At 57.2% G+C, this 17,091-nt stretch carries 13 protein-coding genes; 3 read left to right on the forward strand and 10 right to left on the reverse strand.

Annotation, left to right across the window (positions count from 1 at the left end; translation table 11 throughout):
• Positions 1-24: 24 nt before the first annotated feature.
• The 9 genes from bamA to rpsB form a co-directional block, all read right to left on the reverse strand.
• Positions 25-2,412, reverse strand: coding sequence for an outer membrane protein assembly factor BamA (gene bamA, locus ACZYSM_RS09515; protein WP_489071049.1), 2,388 nt, complete (start codon positions 2,410-2,412; stop codon positions 25-27).
• Between the two features lie 74 nt (positions 2,413-2,486).
• Positions 2,487-3,839, reverse strand: coding sequence for a sigma E protease regulator RseP (gene rseP, locus ACZYSM_RS09520; RefSeq protein WP_489071051.1), 1,353 nt, complete (start codon positions 3,837-3,839; stop codon positions 2,487-2,489).
• Between the two features lie 54 nt (positions 3,840-3,893).
• Entirely contained in the window at positions 3,894-5,084 is a 1,191-nt protein-coding gene (gene ispC / locus ACZYSM_RS09525) for a 1-deoxy-D-xylulose-5-phosphate reductoisomerase (RefSeq protein ID WP_489071053.1), read from the reverse strand.
• Positions 5,081-5,887 carry a phosphatidate cytidylyltransferase gene (locus ACZYSM_RS09530; protein ID WP_489071055.1) on the reverse strand — a complete coding sequence of 269 codons (807 nt, stop codon included), beginning with the start codon at positions 5,885-5,887 and terminating at the stop codon, positions 5,081-5,083. Before ACZYSM_RS09530 ends, ispC begins: the two co-directional genes overlap by 4 nt.
• Positions 5,887-6,642, reverse strand: a complete 756-nt coding sequence (gene uppS, locus ACZYSM_RS09535; RefSeq protein ID WP_489071057.1) for a polyprenyl diphosphate synthase — start codon at positions 6,640-6,642, stop codon at positions 5,887-5,889. Before uppS ends, ACZYSM_RS09530 begins: the two co-directional genes overlap by 1 nt.
• A gap of 13 nt (positions 6,643-6,655) precedes the next feature.
• Positions 6,656-7,213: a ribosome recycling factor gene (gene frr / locus ACZYSM_RS09540; protein ID WP_489071059.1), complete on the reverse strand. Its 558-nt coding sequence runs from the start codon at positions 7,211-7,213 to the stop codon at positions 6,656-6,658.
• Positions 7,210-7,953 carry a UMP kinase gene (gene pyrH / locus ACZYSM_RS09545; RefSeq protein ID WP_489071061.1) on the reverse strand — a complete coding sequence of 248 codons (744 nt, stop codon included), beginning with the start codon at positions 7,951-7,953 and terminating at the stop codon, positions 7,210-7,212. The genes frr and pyrH overlap by 4 nt, the downstream gene beginning before the upstream one ends.
• A gap of 209 nt (positions 7,954-8,162) precedes the next feature.
• The gene (tsf, locus tag ACZYSM_RS09550; protein WP_489071063.1) at positions 8,163-9,032 is read right to left on the reverse strand and encodes a translation elongation factor Ts; all 870 of its coding nucleotides are present in this window, start codon (positions 9,030-9,032) and stop codon (positions 8,163-8,165) included.
• Positions 9,033-9,235: 203 nt separating this feature from the next.
• A complete protein-coding gene (gene rpsB / locus ACZYSM_RS09555) occupies positions 9,236-9,976 on the reverse strand; it encodes a 30S ribosomal protein S2 (RefSeq protein ID WP_489071065.1) in 741 nt (246 codons plus the stop codon).
• Between the two features lie 382 nt (positions 9,977-10,358).
• Between rpsB and map the strand changes: the two genes are divergently transcribed.
• The 3 genes from map to dapC all read left to right on the forward strand — a co-directional run bounded on the left by map (position 10,359) and on the right by dapC (position 15,219).
• Positions 10,359-11,141, forward strand: coding sequence for a type I methionyl aminopeptidase (map, locus tag ACZYSM_RS09560; protein ID WP_489071067.1), 783 nt, complete (start codon positions 10,359-10,361; stop codon positions 11,139-11,141).
• A gap of 53 nt (positions 11,142-11,194) precedes the next feature.
• Complete coding sequence (locus tag ACZYSM_RS09565; RefSeq protein WP_489071069.1) at positions 11,195-13,897, forward strand: [protein-PII] uridylyltransferase; 2,703 nt, start codon at positions 11,195-11,197, stop codon at positions 13,895-13,897.
• Between the two features lie 122 nt (positions 13,898-14,019).
• Positions 14,020-15,219 carry a succinyldiaminopimelate transaminase gene (gene dapC, locus ACZYSM_RS09570; RefSeq protein WP_489071071.1) on the forward strand — a complete coding sequence of 400 codons (1,200 nt, stop codon included), beginning with the start codon at positions 14,020-14,022 and terminating at the stop codon, positions 15,217-15,219.
• Positions 15,220-15,327: 108 nt separating this feature from the next.
• Here dapC and ACZYSM_RS09575 read toward each other — a convergent pair whose 3' ends face one another.
• Positions 15,328-16,974 (reverse strand): Na+/H+ antiporter, encoded by a 1,647-nt coding sequence (locus tag ACZYSM_RS09575; protein WP_489071073.1) that lies wholly within the window; start codon positions 16,972-16,974, stop codon positions 15,328-15,330.
• Between the last annotated feature and the right edge of the window lie 117 nt (positions 16,975-17,091).

Below are 17,091 nucleotides of genomic sequence, written 5' to 3' on the forward strand. Positions count from 1 at the left end.
TTGTCGTTATCTTGGGTCAGGCTATTAGAAAGTCTGGCCGAGGGAGAATTGGAACACCTGGGTTTCAGCGTTATCAGGCTTCTTGACGGGCATTGCCAACGCAAAGCTCAACGGACCCAAGGCGGTAACCCAGGTCACACCGACACCGACGGAACTGGCCAGATTGCTAAGGCTGATTTCGTTACATTGCGTATTAGAGCTCGAACCATTGGTGTTCTTGGTTTGCGTACACGTGGAGTCAAATACGTTACCCACGTCCCAGAACACAGAGGTGCGCAGGGAGCGCTGATCCTTGACGAAAGGCAACGGGAACAGAAGCTCCATGCCCCCCTGAATCAACACGTTACCACCGAATGGAAGTGCGCTCTGATCCGGGTCAGCAGCAGTACCTACGTTGCCAGTACCAGCCTCCCCACGACTCGGGGTACTGCGAGGCCCTAACGTACTGTCCTTGAACCCGCGAACCGAGTTGAAACCACCTGCGTAATAGTTCTCGTAGAACGGCAGTCCGTCGGTCGATCCGTAACCATCACCATAGCCCAGCTCAGTGTGCAGGCGCACGGTGTAGTTGTCAGTCAATGGCTGGAACACCTGGCCCCGGTAGTCGAGCTTGAAGAACGAAAGATCACTACCAGGGGTCGTTGCTTCCAGAACCAGGCTCTGGGAATGGCCACGGGTCGCCAACACGCCCTTGTTCAGGGTCGACTCGGACCAGCCGGCCGACGCCTTGAAGTTCAGGTAGTTGTCGCCGTTTTTATTAACGAAACCGAAAATCTCGTCAACGGTGTACAAGCCGGTCTTGATCTTGTCTTCTTGCGCAGTCAGGCCGAAGGTCAGACGTGAGGTTTCACTGATCGGGTAACCGACGCTGACACCTGCACCCAGGCTGTCTACGGCATAGCTTGCTACGTTGACATCAAGGTTTTTGTAGTCAGTGGTGCGGTAGAAAGCGTTGTAACCCAGGCTGACGCCGTCAGCAGTCCAGTAGGGGTCGACATAACCGAAGTTATAGCGGCTCTGGTATTGGCTACGGGTCAAGCCGATGCTGACCTTGTTACCAGTACCCAGGAAGTTGTTCTGGGTAATCGAGCCACCGAGGATCAGACCGGCGCTCTGAGCAAAACCGACGCTGGCGGTGATCGAACCGGAAGCTTGTTCTTCGACGCTATAGTTGACGTCGACCTGGTCGTCAGTACCCGGCACTGCCGGAGTCTCGACGTTGACTTCCTTGAAGAAGCCCAAACGCTCAAGACGGGTTTTCGACTGGTCGATCAGGTAGGTCGAAGCCCAGCCACCTTCCATCTGACGCATTTCCCGACGCAGCACTTCGTCTTCCGACTTGGTGTTGCCACGGAAGTTGATACGGTTCACGTAAGCACGCTTGCCAGGATCAACCACGAAAGTGATATCTACAGTGTGGTCTTCTTCATGGGGCTGCGGTACACCGTTGACGTTGGCGAAGGTATAGCCTTCGTTACCCAGACGACGGGTGATCAACTCGGACGTGGTGGTCATCAGCTTGCGCGAGAAAACCTGACCTTTCTGCACCAGCAGCAACGACTTGACCTGGTCTTCAGGCACTTTCAAGTCACCGCTCAGCTTGACGTCACGAACGCTGTACTTCTCGCCTTCGTTAACGTTGACCGTGATGTAGACGTGCTTTTTGTCCGGGGTGATCGAAACCTGGGTCGAAGCAATATCCATATTGATATAGCCACGGTCCAGGTAGTAGGAACGCAGACGTTCCAGGTCACCGGACAGTTTTTCACGAGCGTACTTGTCATCGTTCTTGAAGAACGACAACCAGTTGGTGGTTTTCAGCTCGAACAGGTCGATGAGGTCTTCATCAGGGAACACCGTGTTACCCACCACGTTGATGTGCTGGATAGCCGCTACGGTGCCTTCGTTGATATTGACCTTCAAGGCAACGCGGTTACGCGGCTGCGGCACCACTTCGGTGTCAACGGTCGCCGTGTAGCGGCCCTGAGCAACATATTGACGTTGCAGTTCGTTACGCACGCCCTCAAGGGTCGCACGCTGGAAGATCTCGCCTTCGGACAGACCGGATTGTTTGAGGCCTTTCATCAGGTCTTCAGTGGAGATCGCCTTGTTCCCGTCGATCTCAATACTGGCGACTGATGGACGCTCGACTACAGTAATGACCAGGACATTGCCATCGCGGCCCAGCTGGATATCTTGAAAGAAACCGGTTTTGAACAACGCACGAGTGGATTCCACCAGGCGACGATCATCCGCCTTTTCACCGACGTTCAACGGTAAAGCACCAAAGACGCTACCCGCGGAGACCCGCTGGAGGCCATTGACGCGAATATCAGAGATAGTGAAGGACTCGGCGTGAACTTCGGCGATCATCAATACGGTGAGAACCGCAGTTAGCAGCAGACGTTTCATGAAGTCCTTTCTTATTCCAACTGGCAATAAACAAACTGCCGCAAAATGCGGCAGATTCGCAATTCAGCGAAGCGTTACAGTCGACCCAGATCGTTGACCAGAGCAAGCAACATCACCCCGACCACCAAACTGATACCGATCTGTATCCCCCAACCCTGCACCCGATCCGACAAGGGACGACCACGCGCCCACTCAATCAGATAAAACAACAAATGCCCCCCATCCAGTACAGGAATGGGCAACAAATTGAGAACTCCCAGGCTAATACTCAGATAAGCCAGGAAATTCAAGAAATCAGCGACACCCGACTGGGCAGAAGCGCCCGCCACTTTAGCAATGGTTATCGGTCCACTCAAGTTTTTTACCGAGAGCTCACCGAACAACATTTTCTTTAGTGAATCAAGGGTCAGCACGCTCATGGTCCAAGTACGTCGAGCACCCTCGCCGATCGCAGCCAGCGGACCGAAGCTGACCTCGCGAATCATGCTTGGTGGCCAATCGACAGCCTTTACCCCTGCCCCCAGATAACCACTTGCAGCTTTATCCTTGCCACGAGTAGCCAAGGTAACCGGGACGTCGATTTGAGCACCATCACGCTCGACATGCAGCACAATTTTGGTATCAGGCCGTACACGGACCGAGTCAACGACTTGCTGCCAATCGCTCAACACCTGGCCATCCAGCGCCAGCAGACGGTCACCCGCCTTCAGACCGGCAGCCTGCGCAGGCCCTTTTGGATCAAGCTCTGCCAGCACTGGCGGCAACACTGGACGCCAAGGACGTATCCCCAGCGAGCGAATCGGATCGGGCTCATCAGCACCTTTAAGCCAGTGATCCAAAATCAGCTCACGAGGTGAGTCGACAGTCGAGCCCTGCTCGCGCAGCAGCAACTGCAAAGAGCCACTTTCACCCAGCCGGCGCACCAGTTGCAGATTCACCGCCGCCCATCCAGAGGTCGGCTCACCATCGATCGCAACGATTTCCTGACCCGGACTCAAACCGGCTTTAGCGGCCAGGCTACCGACTTCTACCGCACCTATAACCGGCCGGACCTGCTCGCTGCCGAGCATCGCCAATACCCAGAAAAACACCAGCGCCAGCAGAAAGTTGGCAATCGGACCCGCTGCGACGATAGCGATACGCTGGCGAACAGTCTTGCGATTGAAGGCTTGATCGAGCTGATCCGCCGGCACTTCGCCTTCGCGCTCATCGAGCATCTTCACGTAGCCGCCCAACGGGATGGCAGCGATCACGAACTCCGTGCCGCGGCGATCATGCCAGCGCAGCAAGGGCATACCGAAGCCCACAGAGAAACGCAGAACCTTGACGCCGCAGCGGCGAGCCACCCAAAAGTGACCGAATTCATGGAAGGTGACCAGCACGCCCAGAGCAACCAGGGTGCCGAAAATCATATAGAGCGCGCTCATCTACTTTCTCCGCATTCCTATCCAGTGCCGATACGCTCAAACACGCCGCAACATCTATCGCCCGTGGCGACTCAACCATTGCTCGGTCAGGGTACGGGCTTTGGCGTCCGCCGAGAACACCGCGTCGAGTTCGCCGACGACAACCACAGGCTCGAGGCTCAAAACTTCCTCAATGATACTCGCGATCTCCGGGTAGCGGATGCGCCGATCAAGAAACGCTGCCACAGCCACTTCATTTGCCGCATTCAACATGGCGGGCGCACTGTTACCCGCTTCCGCCGCCTGACGCGCAAGTCGCAAGCACGGGAAACGCTGCTCATCGGGAGCCTGGAAGTCCAGGCGCGCGATTGAGAACAGATCAAGAGGCGCCACCCCGGAGTCGATTCGCTCAGGCCAGGCCAAGGCATTGGCAATCGGTGTACGCATATCAGGGTTACCCAATTGCGCCAACACCGAGCCATCGACATAGTCGACCAACGAATGAATCACGCTTTGTGGATGGATGACCACTTCGACCTGAGCAGGCTTGGCATCAAACAACCAGCAGGCCTCGATCAATTCAAGACCTTTGTTCATCATGCTTGCCGAATCAACCGAGATCTTGCGGCCCATCGACCAATTGGGGTGCGCACAAGCCTGCTCGGGTGAAACATGCGCAAGTTCGGACAATGGCGTTTGCCGGAACGGGCCACCGGAGGCGGTCAGCAGAATCCGCCGAACCCCGACAGCTCCAAGCCCTCGAGCAAAGTCGTTGGGCATGCACTGAAAAATCGCGTTGTGCTCGCTGTCGATCGGCAACAGGACCGAACCGCTCTTGCGCACGGCCTGCATAAACAAGGCGCCAGACATCACTAGCGCTTCTTTATTAGCCAAGAGGATTTTTTTGCCGGCTTCTACAGCCGCCAGGGTCGGACGCAATCCCGCAGCCCCGACGATCGCCGCCATCACTGCATCGACTTCAGGATCGGCTGCGACCTGGCACAACCCCTCCTCTCCCACCAAGACGCGGGTTTTCAGACCTGCAGCCCGCAAATCGTCCTGCAGGCTACGTGCAACAGCAATTTCAGGAACAACAGCGAAGCGCGGCGTGTGCCGAACGCACAACGCAAGCAATTCACTCAGACGACTAAAACCACTCAAGGCGAACACTTGGTAGCGCTCTGGATGACGGGCAATGACATCAAGAGTGCTCAGGCCAATCGAGCCCGTCGCCCCCAAAACCGTGATCTGTTGTGGGCGGCTCACGATGCAGCCATCCATAGCAGAACAGCAAATACCGGAATTGCCGCCGTCAGGCTGTCGATTCGATCCAGCACACCGCCATGACCCGGCAGCAGATTACTGCTGTCCTTGATCCCTGACTGACGCTTGAACATGCTTTCGGTCAAATCGCCGACCACCGAGATCACCACGACAATCGCGGCGCCGATCAACCCTAGTAGCATTTGTGCCCCACTCCAGTCTCGGACAAGGCCGACAACGGCAGTGATCAGCAAGCTAAGCAGCAAACCACCGTATACCCCTTCCCAGCTTTTGCCCGGACTGACCTGCGGAGCCAGTTTGCGCTTGCCAAAAGCCCGACCGGAAAAGTAAGCACCGATATCAGCCCCCCAGACCAGCACCATTACCGCCATGATCAGCCAGTTACCCAAAGGTTGTTGCTTGATCAGGATCAGCCCCTGCCAGGCAGGCAACAAGATCAACAGACCAATCACCATTTTGCATGCAGCGCTGGCCCAATGTTCGCTGGTCCGTGGATAAGTCAGTACCAGGAAAGTCGCCAGCAACCACCAGAGAACGGCAGCACCCAACACCCATGGAGCCAGACCGGGAAGCACATGCATGAAAAACAGCAGCAGCGCGACCAAGGCCGCGTAAGCAACCCGAGCAGACTGAGCGGTGAAACCCGCCAACCGAGCCCATTCCCAGGCAGCCAGAGTCACCACCAGCCCGATAAACAAAGCAAAACCAGTACCTTCGAGCAGGAAAAACCCACACAAGGCGATCGGCAGCAGGATCAGCGCAGTAATGATTCGTTGCTTAAGCATTAAACCCGGGCTCCCGCTTCGACCTGCTCGCTCGTTTTACCGAAGCGGCGCTGGCGAGAAGCGTAATCGGCCAGCGCGGTACGCATGGCATCGTGTTTGAAGTCCGGCCAGAACAGGTCGGAGAAATACAGTTCGGCGTAAGCCAACTGCCACAACAGGAAGTTGCTGATGCGGTGCTCGCCGCCAGTACGAATGCATAAGTCTGGCAAGGGCAAATCACCCGTTGCCAGGCAGGTTTGCAGCAATTCCGGCGTAATGTCTTCAGGCTGCAGGTGCCCGGCCTGAACCTCGCGCGCCAGGCGCTGAGCAGCCTGAGCAATGTCCCACTGACCACCATAATTGGCAGCGATTTGCAGAATAAAACGATTGCTGCCCGCCGTCATTGCCTCAGCTTCACGCATGGCCGCCTGCAGTTCCGGATGGAAGCGCGAGCGGTCACCAATGATGCGCAAACTGATGTTGTTGTCGTTGAGGCGCTTGGCCTCACGACGCAATGCCCTGAAGAACAGATCCATCAAGGCACTGACTTCGTCAGCCGGACGCTGCCAGTTCTCGCTGGAGAAGGCAAACAAGGTCAACACTTCGACCTTGGCCTCGGCACATACCTCAATGACCGCGCGAACAGCATCGACGCCCGCCTTATGCCCGGCAACACCCGGCATAAAGCGTTTTTTGGCCCAGCGATTATTGCCGTCCATGATGATCGCGACGTGGCGCGGCACCGAGGGCGGTCCAGCCTGTTTGGTCTTTTCCATGAAAACGCGACCCTTATACGGCCATCAGGTCCGCTTCTTTTTGCTTCACGGCCGCTTCGATCTCAGCCACGAACTTGTCAGTCAGTTTCTGGATGTCGTCTGCGGCGCGACGTTCTTCGTCTTCGCTGATTTCTTTCTCTTTGACCAGATCTTTCAACTGGCTCAAAGCATCGCGACGAATGTTACGCACTGCTACACGGCCGTCTTCTGCCGCTTCACGTGCCTGCTTGGTGAAGCCCTTGCGGGTTTCTTCGGTCAGGGCAGGCATGGAGATCAACAGCAGCTCGCCCAGGTTGGTCGGATTGAAGCCCAGACCGGAGCTCTGGATCGCCTTGTCGACCGCTTGCAGCATGTTACGCTCGAAAGCCACGACTTGCAGAGTGCGCGAATCCTTGACGGTCACGTTCGCAACCTGGTTCAGAGGGGTGTCCGAACCGTAATACGGCACCATCACACCGCCCAGGATGCTTGGATGAGCCTGCCCGGTACGGATTCGGCTGAATGCGTGATGCAGCGATTCCAGAGATTTCTGCATGCGCTCTTGAGCGTCTTTCTTGATTTCGTTGATCATTGTTGGCCTTCCTCGATCAGGGTCCCTTCAGCGCCGCCATGTACGATGTTTAGCAGGGCGCCGGGCTTGTTCATGTTAAATACGCGCAATGGCATTTTGTGGTCGCGGCACAAGCAGATAGCTGTCAGATCCATTACACCCAGCTTGCGATCCAGCACTTCATCGTAAGTCAGATGATCGAACTTCTCGGCATGCGGGTCTTTGAATGGGTCAGCGGTGTAGACACCATCAACCTTGGTTGCCTTCAACACCACGTCGGCATTGATCTCGATGCCCCGCAGACAGGCTGCAGAATCCGTGGTGAAGAACGGATTGCCGGTACCGGCAGCGAAGATGACGACATCCTTAGCGTTCAGGTGACGCATGGCTTTGCGGCGATCATAGTGATCGGTCACGCCAACCATGGAAATAGCCGACATCACAATGGCCGAGATATTTGCACGCTCCAGCGCGTCACGCATGGCCAGAGCGTTCATCACAGTGGCCAGCATGCCCATGTGGTCGCCTGTCACCCGATCCATGCCGGCAGCACTCAGCGCGGCACCACGGAACAGGTTGCCACCACCGATCACCAGGCCGACCTGTACGCCGATACCGACCAGTTGACCGACTTCCAGCGCCATGCGATCCAGCACCTTGGGGTCGATCCCGAACTCTTCCGAGCCCATCAGGGCCTCGCCGCTAAGCTTGAGTAGAATGCGTTTATAGCGAGCCTGATAACCACTGCCCTGCTGAGCCATTGCGAATCTCTCCTGCGGCGTATTTTAAAAATTCTTTGCCGGCTGTTTGCAGCCTGCGTTCACTCTAGCTTGACGCTATCACAGCGCCATCGGAACACGGCTTTGTAAGCCAGTTCCGAAGGGAAACCAAATAAATTGATCACCCCATTTGAAAAGAGGCTGCGCGCGTGAGCGGGCAGCCTCTTCAGGGCGACAGTTAAAAAACCGTCTTATTGCTTGCTTGCAGCCACTTGCGCTGCAACTTCTTCAGCGAAGTTGTCGACTGGCTTCTCGATGCCTTCACCTACCTGGAAGCGAGTGAAGGAAACGATTTCAGCGCCGCCTTTCTTGGCCAGGTCACCAACGGTCACTTCAGGGTTCTTGACGAAAGCCTGGTTGACCAGGCTGGCTTCGGCAAGGAACTTGCTGATACGACCAGCAACCATCTTCTCGACGATTTCGGCTGGCTTGCCTTTGATCTTGTCTTCGTTGAGGCTCAGGAAAACGCCTTTTTCGCGTTCAACGGCTTCAGCGGAGACTTGCGAAGGCAGCAGGAATTCAGGGTTGCTTGCCGCTACGTGCATCGCGATGTCTTTGGCCAGCTCAGCGTCGCCGCCTTTGAGGACAACAACAACACCAATTTTGTTGCCGTGCAGGTAAGCGTTGACGACGTCGCCTTCAACGCGGGCCAGACGACGAATGTTGACGTTCTCGCCAACTTTAGCCACCAGCGCTTCACGAGCAGATTCCTGAGCGGCGATCAGCGGAGCTGCGTCGGTCAGTTTGTCAGCGAAGGCTTTTTCGATGCTGTTGGCTACGAAGTTCTTGAAGTCGTCCTGCAGAGCCAGGAAGTCGGTTTGCGAGTTGACTTCGAGGATCACGGCAGACTTGCCATCTTCAGCAACTTTAACGCTGATAGCACCTTCAGCAGCAACGTTGCCTGCTTTCTTGGCAGCCTTGATAGCGCCAGAAGCACGCATATCATCAATGGCTTTTTCGATGTCGCCGTCAGCCTTGGTCAAGGCCTTCTTGCAATCCATCATGCCTTCGCCGGTACGCTCGCGCAGTTCTTTGACCAACGCTGCAGTAATCTCTGCCATTTCAAAATTCCTCTTGGATAGGTTTTCAACCATTCCACCCGACCGAACGGGCGTTCAATTCTTGCGCTATTCCCGAAAGGCTTGTTAACCGCCGCTCATGACAAAAACTGTAGAGGACATTTTTTAACAAACGATTTTCGAGGTGGCAAAAAGGGGGCCAAGCCCCCTTTTTGCGTACTGAGTAAACGCTAAGCGCTAGTTACTCAGCCTTCAACTACTGCTGCTGGAGCGTCTTCGACGAACACTTCGGTGCCGCCAGCAACGTGGTTGCGACCTTTGATCACAGCATCAGCCATCGCACCCATGTACAACTGGATGGCGCGGATTGCGTCATCGTTGCCTGGAATGATGTAGTCAACGCCTTCCGGGCTGCTGTTGGTATCGACAACGCCGATAACCGGGATGCCCAGCTTGTTGGCTTCGGTGATCGCGATACGCTCGTGATCAACGTCGATAACGAACAGTGCGTCTGGCAGACCGCCCATGTCCTTGATACCACCCAGGCTACGATCCAGCTTCTGCAGATCACGAGTGCGCATCAGCGCTTCTTTCTTGGTCAGCTTGGCGAAAGTACCGTCTTCGGCCTGGATTTCAAGGTCACGCAGACGCTTGATGGAAGCACGGATGGTTTTGAAGTTGGTCAGCATGCCGCCCAACCAGCGGTGATCGACGTACGGCGAACCGCAACGTGCTGCTTCTTCAGCAACGATCTTGCCAGCGGAACGCTTGGTGCCAACGAACAGAATCTTGTTTTTGCCCTGGGCCAGACGCTCTACGAAAGTCAGAGCTTCGTTGAACATTGGCAGGGTTTTTTCAAGGTTGATGATGTGGATCTTGTTACGCGCGCCGAAAATGTATTTACCCATTTTCGGGTTCCAGTAACGGGTTTGGTGACCGAAGTGGACACCGGCTTTCAGCATATCGCGCATGTTGACTTGGGACATGATAGTTCCTTAATAAGTCGGGTTAGGCCTCCACGCATCCCAATGACCAACCAGCAGCGTCAAGCTGTAGGCACCCAGGTCATCGTGTCGACGCGTGTGTGGGTTTAAGCTTTTCGAGGTATCCCCGGAAAGCGGCGCATTTTATACCATAAGAAAGGGAAAAACGAAACCAGGATTCACACCTCCCAACGTCCGCTTTTGCCCTGACCTTGGAATCGGATCAGAATGCTCCATTACTATAGAGAGAAGCGATGGCAAGACGTTCATGATTTGCACCGACCGTCTGTTAGAATCGCGTTTTTTAGGGCTGCGAAGACGCAACATTTAGTCACGCATTCCATAATTCCGAGTTTATTCGCGCGTTGAGCGTAAGAGAGCCTGTATGACCGTCACCCTCAAAACCGCAGAGGACATCGCAAAAATGCGTGTCGCCGGCAAATTGGCCGCCGATGTGCTGGAAATGATCGCCGAACACGTCAAACCCGGTATCACCACTGACGAACTGGACCGCATCTGTCACGACTATATCGTCAATGAACAGAAGGCCATCCCTGCGCCTCTCAATTACAAGGGCTTTCCGAAGTCGATCTGTACCTCGATCAACCACGTGGTCTGCCATGGCATCCCGAACGAGAAGCCGCTCAAGGATGGCGACACTCTGAACATCGATGTCACCGTCATCAAAGATGGCTATCACGGTGACACCAGCCGGATGTTCCACGTCGGTACCGTGCCAGTCTGGGCTGAGCGTCTGTCGCAAGTCACCCAGGAATGCATGTACAAGGCCATCGAACTGGTCAAACCTGGCTGCCGTCTCGGCGACATCGGTGAAGTCATCCAGAAACATGCCGAGAAAAACGGTTTCTCGGTGGTTCGCGAGTTCTGTGGCCACGGCATTGGCAAGGTTTTCCACGAAGAACCGCAAATTCTGCACTACGGTCGCGCCGGTACAGGGATGGAGCTGAAAGAGGGCATGACCTTCACCATCGAGCCAATGATCAACCAGGGCCGCGCCGACACCAAAGTATTGGGCGACGGCTGGACCGCAATCACCAAGGACCGCAAGCTCTCCGCGCAGTGGGAACACACGCTGCTGGTGACCGCTACTGGCTACGAGATCTTCACCCTGCGCAGCGATGACACTATCCCTCGCGTTTCAGGCTGATCCGTCCTGCTCTTCCCTGACATGAAAGTATAGAAAGAAAGGAAAGCCAATCGATGCCGCAGGTGGATCCCGAACTTTTCGACCGCGGCCAGTTCCAGGCTGAACTGGCCCTGAAGGCAAGCCCGATTGCTGCCTTCAAGAAGGCTATCCGCCAGGCCCGCGAGGTGCTTGATGGACGCTTTCGTAGCGGGCGGGATATCCGCCGACTGATCGAAGATCGCGCCTGGTTCGTCGATAACATCCTGCAAAAAGCCTGGGAACAGTTCAACTGGAGCTTCGAGGCCGATATCGCGCTGGTCGCGGTCGGCGGCTACGGTCGCGGCGAGCTGCATCCCTACTCCGACATCGACTTGTTGATCCTGCTGGACAGTGCCGATCACGAAGTTTTCCGTGATTCCATCGAGCGTTTTCTGACACTGCTGTGGGACATCGGCCTGGAAGTCGGCCAGAGCGTTCGCTCGGTGGACGAATGCGCCGAGGAGGCCCGGGCCGATCTGACGGTCATCACCAACCTCATGGAAAGCCGCACCATTGCCGGTCCCGAGCGGTTGCGTCAGCGCATGCTGGATGTCACCAGCACTGAGCACATGTGGCCAGCCAAGGATTTTTTCCTGGCCAAGCGCGCCGAGCAAAAGGCCCGTCACCACAAGTACAACGACACTGAGTACAACCTGGAACCCAACGTCAAAGGCTCACCCGGCGGCTTACGGGATATTCAGACAATTCTCTGGGTAGCCCGCCGCCAATACGGCACGCTGAACCTGCGTGCGCTGGCTGGCGAGGGTTTTCTAGTGGAGAGCGAGAATGCCCTGCTGGCTTCGTCCCAGGAATTCCTGTGGAAGGTTCGTTATGCCTTGCACATGCTGGCGGGCCGCTCAGAAGACCGCCTGCTGTTCGATCACCAGCGCTCGATAGCCAGGCTGTTGGGTTTCGGGGGTGATGATGCGAAGCAGACTATCGAAAGCTTCATGCAGCAGTATTACCGGGTGGTCATGAGCATCGCCCAGCTCAGCGACTTGATCATCCAGCACTTCGAGGAAGTCATTCTCGCACCGGAGAATGAAGCGCCGCCGCAGCCACTCAACTCGCGTTTCCAGCTTCATGACGGCTACATTGAAGTCACCAACGTCAACGTCTTCAAGCGCACGCCGTTCGCCATGCTGGAGATTTTCCTGCTGATGGCTCAGCACCCGGAGATTAAAGGGGTTCGCGCCGATACCGTCCGTTTGCTGAGGGAGAATCGTCACTTGATCGACGACGATTTCCGTCAGGATATTCGCAATACCAGCCTATTCATCGAGCTGTTCAAGTGTGAGATCGGCATCCACCGCAACCTGCGGCGAATGAACCGTTACGGCATTCTCGGGCGCTATCTGCCGGAGTTCGGCTTCATTGTCGGCCAGATGCAACACGACCTGTTCCACATCTACACCGTCGACGCCCATACCCTGAACTTGATCAAACACCTGCGCAAACTGCAGTACACGCAGGTTTCCGAGAAATTCCCGCTGGCCAGCAAGCTCATGGGCAAGCTGCCCAAACCCGAGCTGATCTATCTGGCCGGCCTGTATCACGACATCGGCAAGGGTCGGCATGGCGATCATTCGGACATTGGCGCGGTGGATGCCGAAGCATTTTGTGCGCGCCATCAACTCCCGCAGTGGGACAGCCGCCTGATTGTCTGGCTGGTGCAGAACCACTTGGTGATGTCGACCACCGCCCAGCGCAAGGATCTGTCCGACCCGCAGGTGATCCACGATTTCGCGCAAATCGTCGTCGATCAAACCCGGCTCGACTACCTGTACGTGCTGACCGTCGCCGACATCAACGCGACCAACCCGACCTTGTGGAACTCCTGGCGGGCCAGCCTGTTGCGTCAGCTCTACACCGAGACCAAACGCGCCTTGCGCCGTGGCCTGGAAAACCCGGTGGACCGAGAAGAGCAGATCCGCCAGACCCAGAGCGCAGCCCTGGACATTCTGGTGCGCGGTGGCACCGATCCGGACGACGTCGAACAGCTCTGGTCCCAATTGGGCGATGACTACTTTCTGCGTCATACCGCCGGCGACGTGGCCTGGCACAGCGATGCAATCCTGCAACAGCCTGCCGATGGCGGCCCCTTGGTGCTGATCAAGGAAACCACCCAACGGGAGTTCGAGGGTGGCACGCAGATCTTCATCTACGCGCCGGACCAGCACGACTTCTTCGCCGTGACCGTGGCGGCGATGGACCAGCTCAACCTGAACATTCACGACGCCCGGGTTATCACCTCCAGCAGCCAGTTCACCCTCGACACCTATATTGTGCTCGACACCGACGGCGACTCGATCGGCGACAACCCCCTGCGCGTCAAGCAGATCCGCGACGGTCTGACCGAAGCCCTGCGCAATCCAGATGACTACCCGACCATCATCCAGCGGCGGGTACCACGCCAGCTCAAGCACTTCGCGTTCCCGCCACAGGTCACCATTCACAACGACGCCCAGCGTCCAGTGACCGTCCTTGAACTGAGCGCTCCGGACCGGCCCGGCTTGCTGGCGCGGATCGGGACAATCTTCCTCGAGTTCGACCTGTCGCTGCAGAACGCCAAGATCGCCACCCTCGGCGAACGCGTAGAGGACGTGTTTTTCATTACCGACGCGCATAACCAGCCGCTTTCAGACCCGCAGCTGTGCAGCCGTTTGCAGGACGCAATCGTCGAACAGCTGAGTGTCAGCTATGAACCCGATATCAAACTGTCGCGCATCAGTATCTGAATTAACAAATTTCCCCCTGTGGGAGCGAGCCTGCTCGCGAAAGGGCCGTCAACCCCAACATAAATGTCGACTGACACGCCGCTTTCGCGAGCAGGCTCGCTCCCACATTCAATGAGGCACCGATGAACAACGCTCTGAACCAGTTGCAGCCTTACCCGTTCGAGAAGCTCCGCGCCCTGCTCGGCAGCGTCACGCCAAACCCGGACAAGCGCGCCATCGCGCTGTCCATCGGCGAGCCGAAGCACCGTTCGCCAAGCTTTGTCGCCGAAGCGCTGGCGAGCAATCTGGATCAGATGGCCGTGTACCCGACCACCCTCGGCATCCCGGCCCTGCGTGAAGCCATCGCATCGTGGTGCGAACGCCGTTTCAGCGTTCCCAATGGCTGGCTCGACCCGGCACGCAACGTGCTGCCGGTCAACGGCACCCGCGAAGCGCTGTTCGCCTTCACTCAGACCGTGGTCAACCGTGGCGACGATGCACTGGTGGTCAGCCCGAACCCGTTTTATCAAATCTACGAAGGCGCAGCGTTCCTCGCTGGGGCCAAACCGCATTACCTGCCGTGCCTGGATGAAAACGGCTTCAACCCGGATTTCGATGCCGTTTCGCCGGACATCTGGAAACGCTGCCAGATCCTGTTCCTGTGCTCGCCGGGCAATCCGACCGGCGCGCTGATCCCGGTCGACACCCTGAAGAAGCTGATCGCCCTGGCCGACGAATACGACTTCGTGATCGCTGCCGACGAGTGCTACAGCGAACTGTACTTCGACGAGCAAACGCCGCCGGCCGGCCTGCTCAGCGCCTGCGTCGAGCTAGGTCGCAAGGACTTCAAGCGTTGCGTGGTGTTCCACAGCCTGTCCAAGCGCTCCAACCTGCCTGGCCTGCGTTCGGGCTTTGTGGCCGGCGACGCGGAGATTCTCAAAGGCTTCCTGCTCTATCGCACTTACCACGGCTGCGCCATGCCGGTTCAGACTCAACTGGCCAGCGTTGCCGCGTGGAACGACGAAGTGCATGTCCGGGCCAACCGTGCGCTGTATCGCGAGAAATACGATGCGGTGCTGGAAATCCTCAGCCCGGTCATGGATGTCCAGCGCCCGGATGGCGGCTTCTACCTGTGGCCGAACGTTGAAGGCGATGACGAGGCGTTCTGCCGCGATCTGTTCGTCGAAGAACATGTGACCGTAGTGCCGGGCTCTTATCTGTCCCGGGACGTCGAGGGTTTCAATCCGGGTGCCGGACGAGTGCGGATGGCGCTGGTTGCGCCGTTGGCGGAATGTGTTGAAGCAGCAGCGCGGATTCGTGATTTCATTCAGCGCCGCAAATAACCGCAGACCTGTAGGAGCGACGCTTGCCCGCGATAAACGATGATACGGTATCGCTGATAGACCGAGTCGCCTGAATCGCGGGCAAGCCTCGCTCCTACATAAGATGTGTTATTTCACCTGCCCCAGATTCGCCTCGCTCAAATCCAGCTCCCCCAACACTTCTCGCAGCACGTCGTCGCCAATCTGGTGATGGCGACTGAGGCTGTACAGCTCCAGGCGCTGAGCGCGCAACGCCTTGAGACGCAGACGACGCTCCAGCAGATCCATCTGAAACGCCAGCGCCTGAGCCTCTGCAGAGTCGTTGAAGACTTCCAGCTGATGCCGATACTCGGACATGATCCTGGCCTTGAGTTCGGTGGCCAAGGCCGCTTGCGCTGCGTCCTGCGGGTTGGCGGCCTCTGCCCGCTCTTCGGCTTCCAGCGCATGAATCGCTGCTTCGGCGGTCTTGCGCCACGCGTCGCGAACCTCACTGCGGCGTTTGTCGTCCGGGCTTTTCGCGATGCCGCGCAGCAACAGCGGCAACGCGATGCAAGCGGCCACCAAGGACAGCAGGATCACTCCGGCGGCAATGAAAATAAGCAAGTCCCGCTCGGGAAACTCTGCACCTGCACCGATCAATAACGGCACCGACATCACGCCGGCCAGGGTTACCGCACCGCGCACGCCGCCCACCGTCAACAGCCAGCAGGAGCGTGCCGTGGGCACCAGGGTCAACTCGCCTTTACCGCGCCAGCGGCGCAACAGCCCGAACACGCGCCAGATGCTTTGCACCCAGATAAACCGCAAAACCAGTAGCACCAGAAAAATCGCCACCACGTCCAGGCAGCGATAGAGCAGCGTTGGCCAAAGCGAAGGTTCGTGGCTGGCCACGGCTTTAATAATGTCTGGTAACTGCAAACCCAATAGCAAAAAGATCAGCCCATTGAAGGCGAACTCCAGCAACGACCAGACACTACGGTTGAGCAGTCGGGTGCTGGTCTGACGCGGCAACAAATCCAGCCAGCTCTGCATCATCCCCGCCGCTACTGCCGACAGAATGCCCGACGCACCCAAGCGCTCAGCCAATACATAGGCGGCAAACGGCAGCAACAACATGAACACCACATGAGTCGCCGGATCGTCCCAACCACGGGCGATCATCCAGGCCCGTAAACGCCCCACCAACCAACTCAGCGCAACACCGATGGCCAGCCCGCCGCAAGCCACCAAGACAAAGGTCAGGCTGGCATTGGCCAAAGAAAACACCCCGGTCACCGCCGCCACCAACGCGAACTTGAACGTCACCAGGCCCGACGCATCGTTCATCAAGGCCTCGCCCTGGAGCATATGCATCAAGGGCGTTGGCAAACGATTCTGGGAGATTGCCGACACTGCGACGGCATCCGTTGGCGAGAGCACTGCGGCCAAGGCAAAGGCCACCGGTAACGGGATGGTCGGCAGCAGCCAGTGGATGAAATAACCCGCGCCCACCACGGTGAACAGCACCAGGCCTACCGCCAACGTCAGGATCGGCCCGCGCAGACGCCACAATTCACGCTTGGGCATGCGCCAGCCGTCCGAGAACAGCAGCGGCGGCAAAAATAGAAAGAGGAAGAGTTCAGGGTCGAGGGCCACGTGCAAACCCAGAGTCGGCCAGGCCAGCAATGCTCCGGCAGAAATTTGCACCAGGGGCAGCGGCAGCGGGATCACCCGTCCAACCAAGCGCGAGACACTGACCAGCATCAGCAGGATGAGGACGGTATAGGCGGTTTGCATAACGCGAGATTCCCGATCAATCGCCAGCTAATGGCACACATCAGGCAACAATCGCCATTGAAGTGCCATATTAGCCGCTTAAGCTGCCGGCTGGCCGTTGTACAAAAGTCGCAGTTG

The sequence above is a fragment of the Pseudomonas sp. F220 genome, from assembly GCF_057813935.1.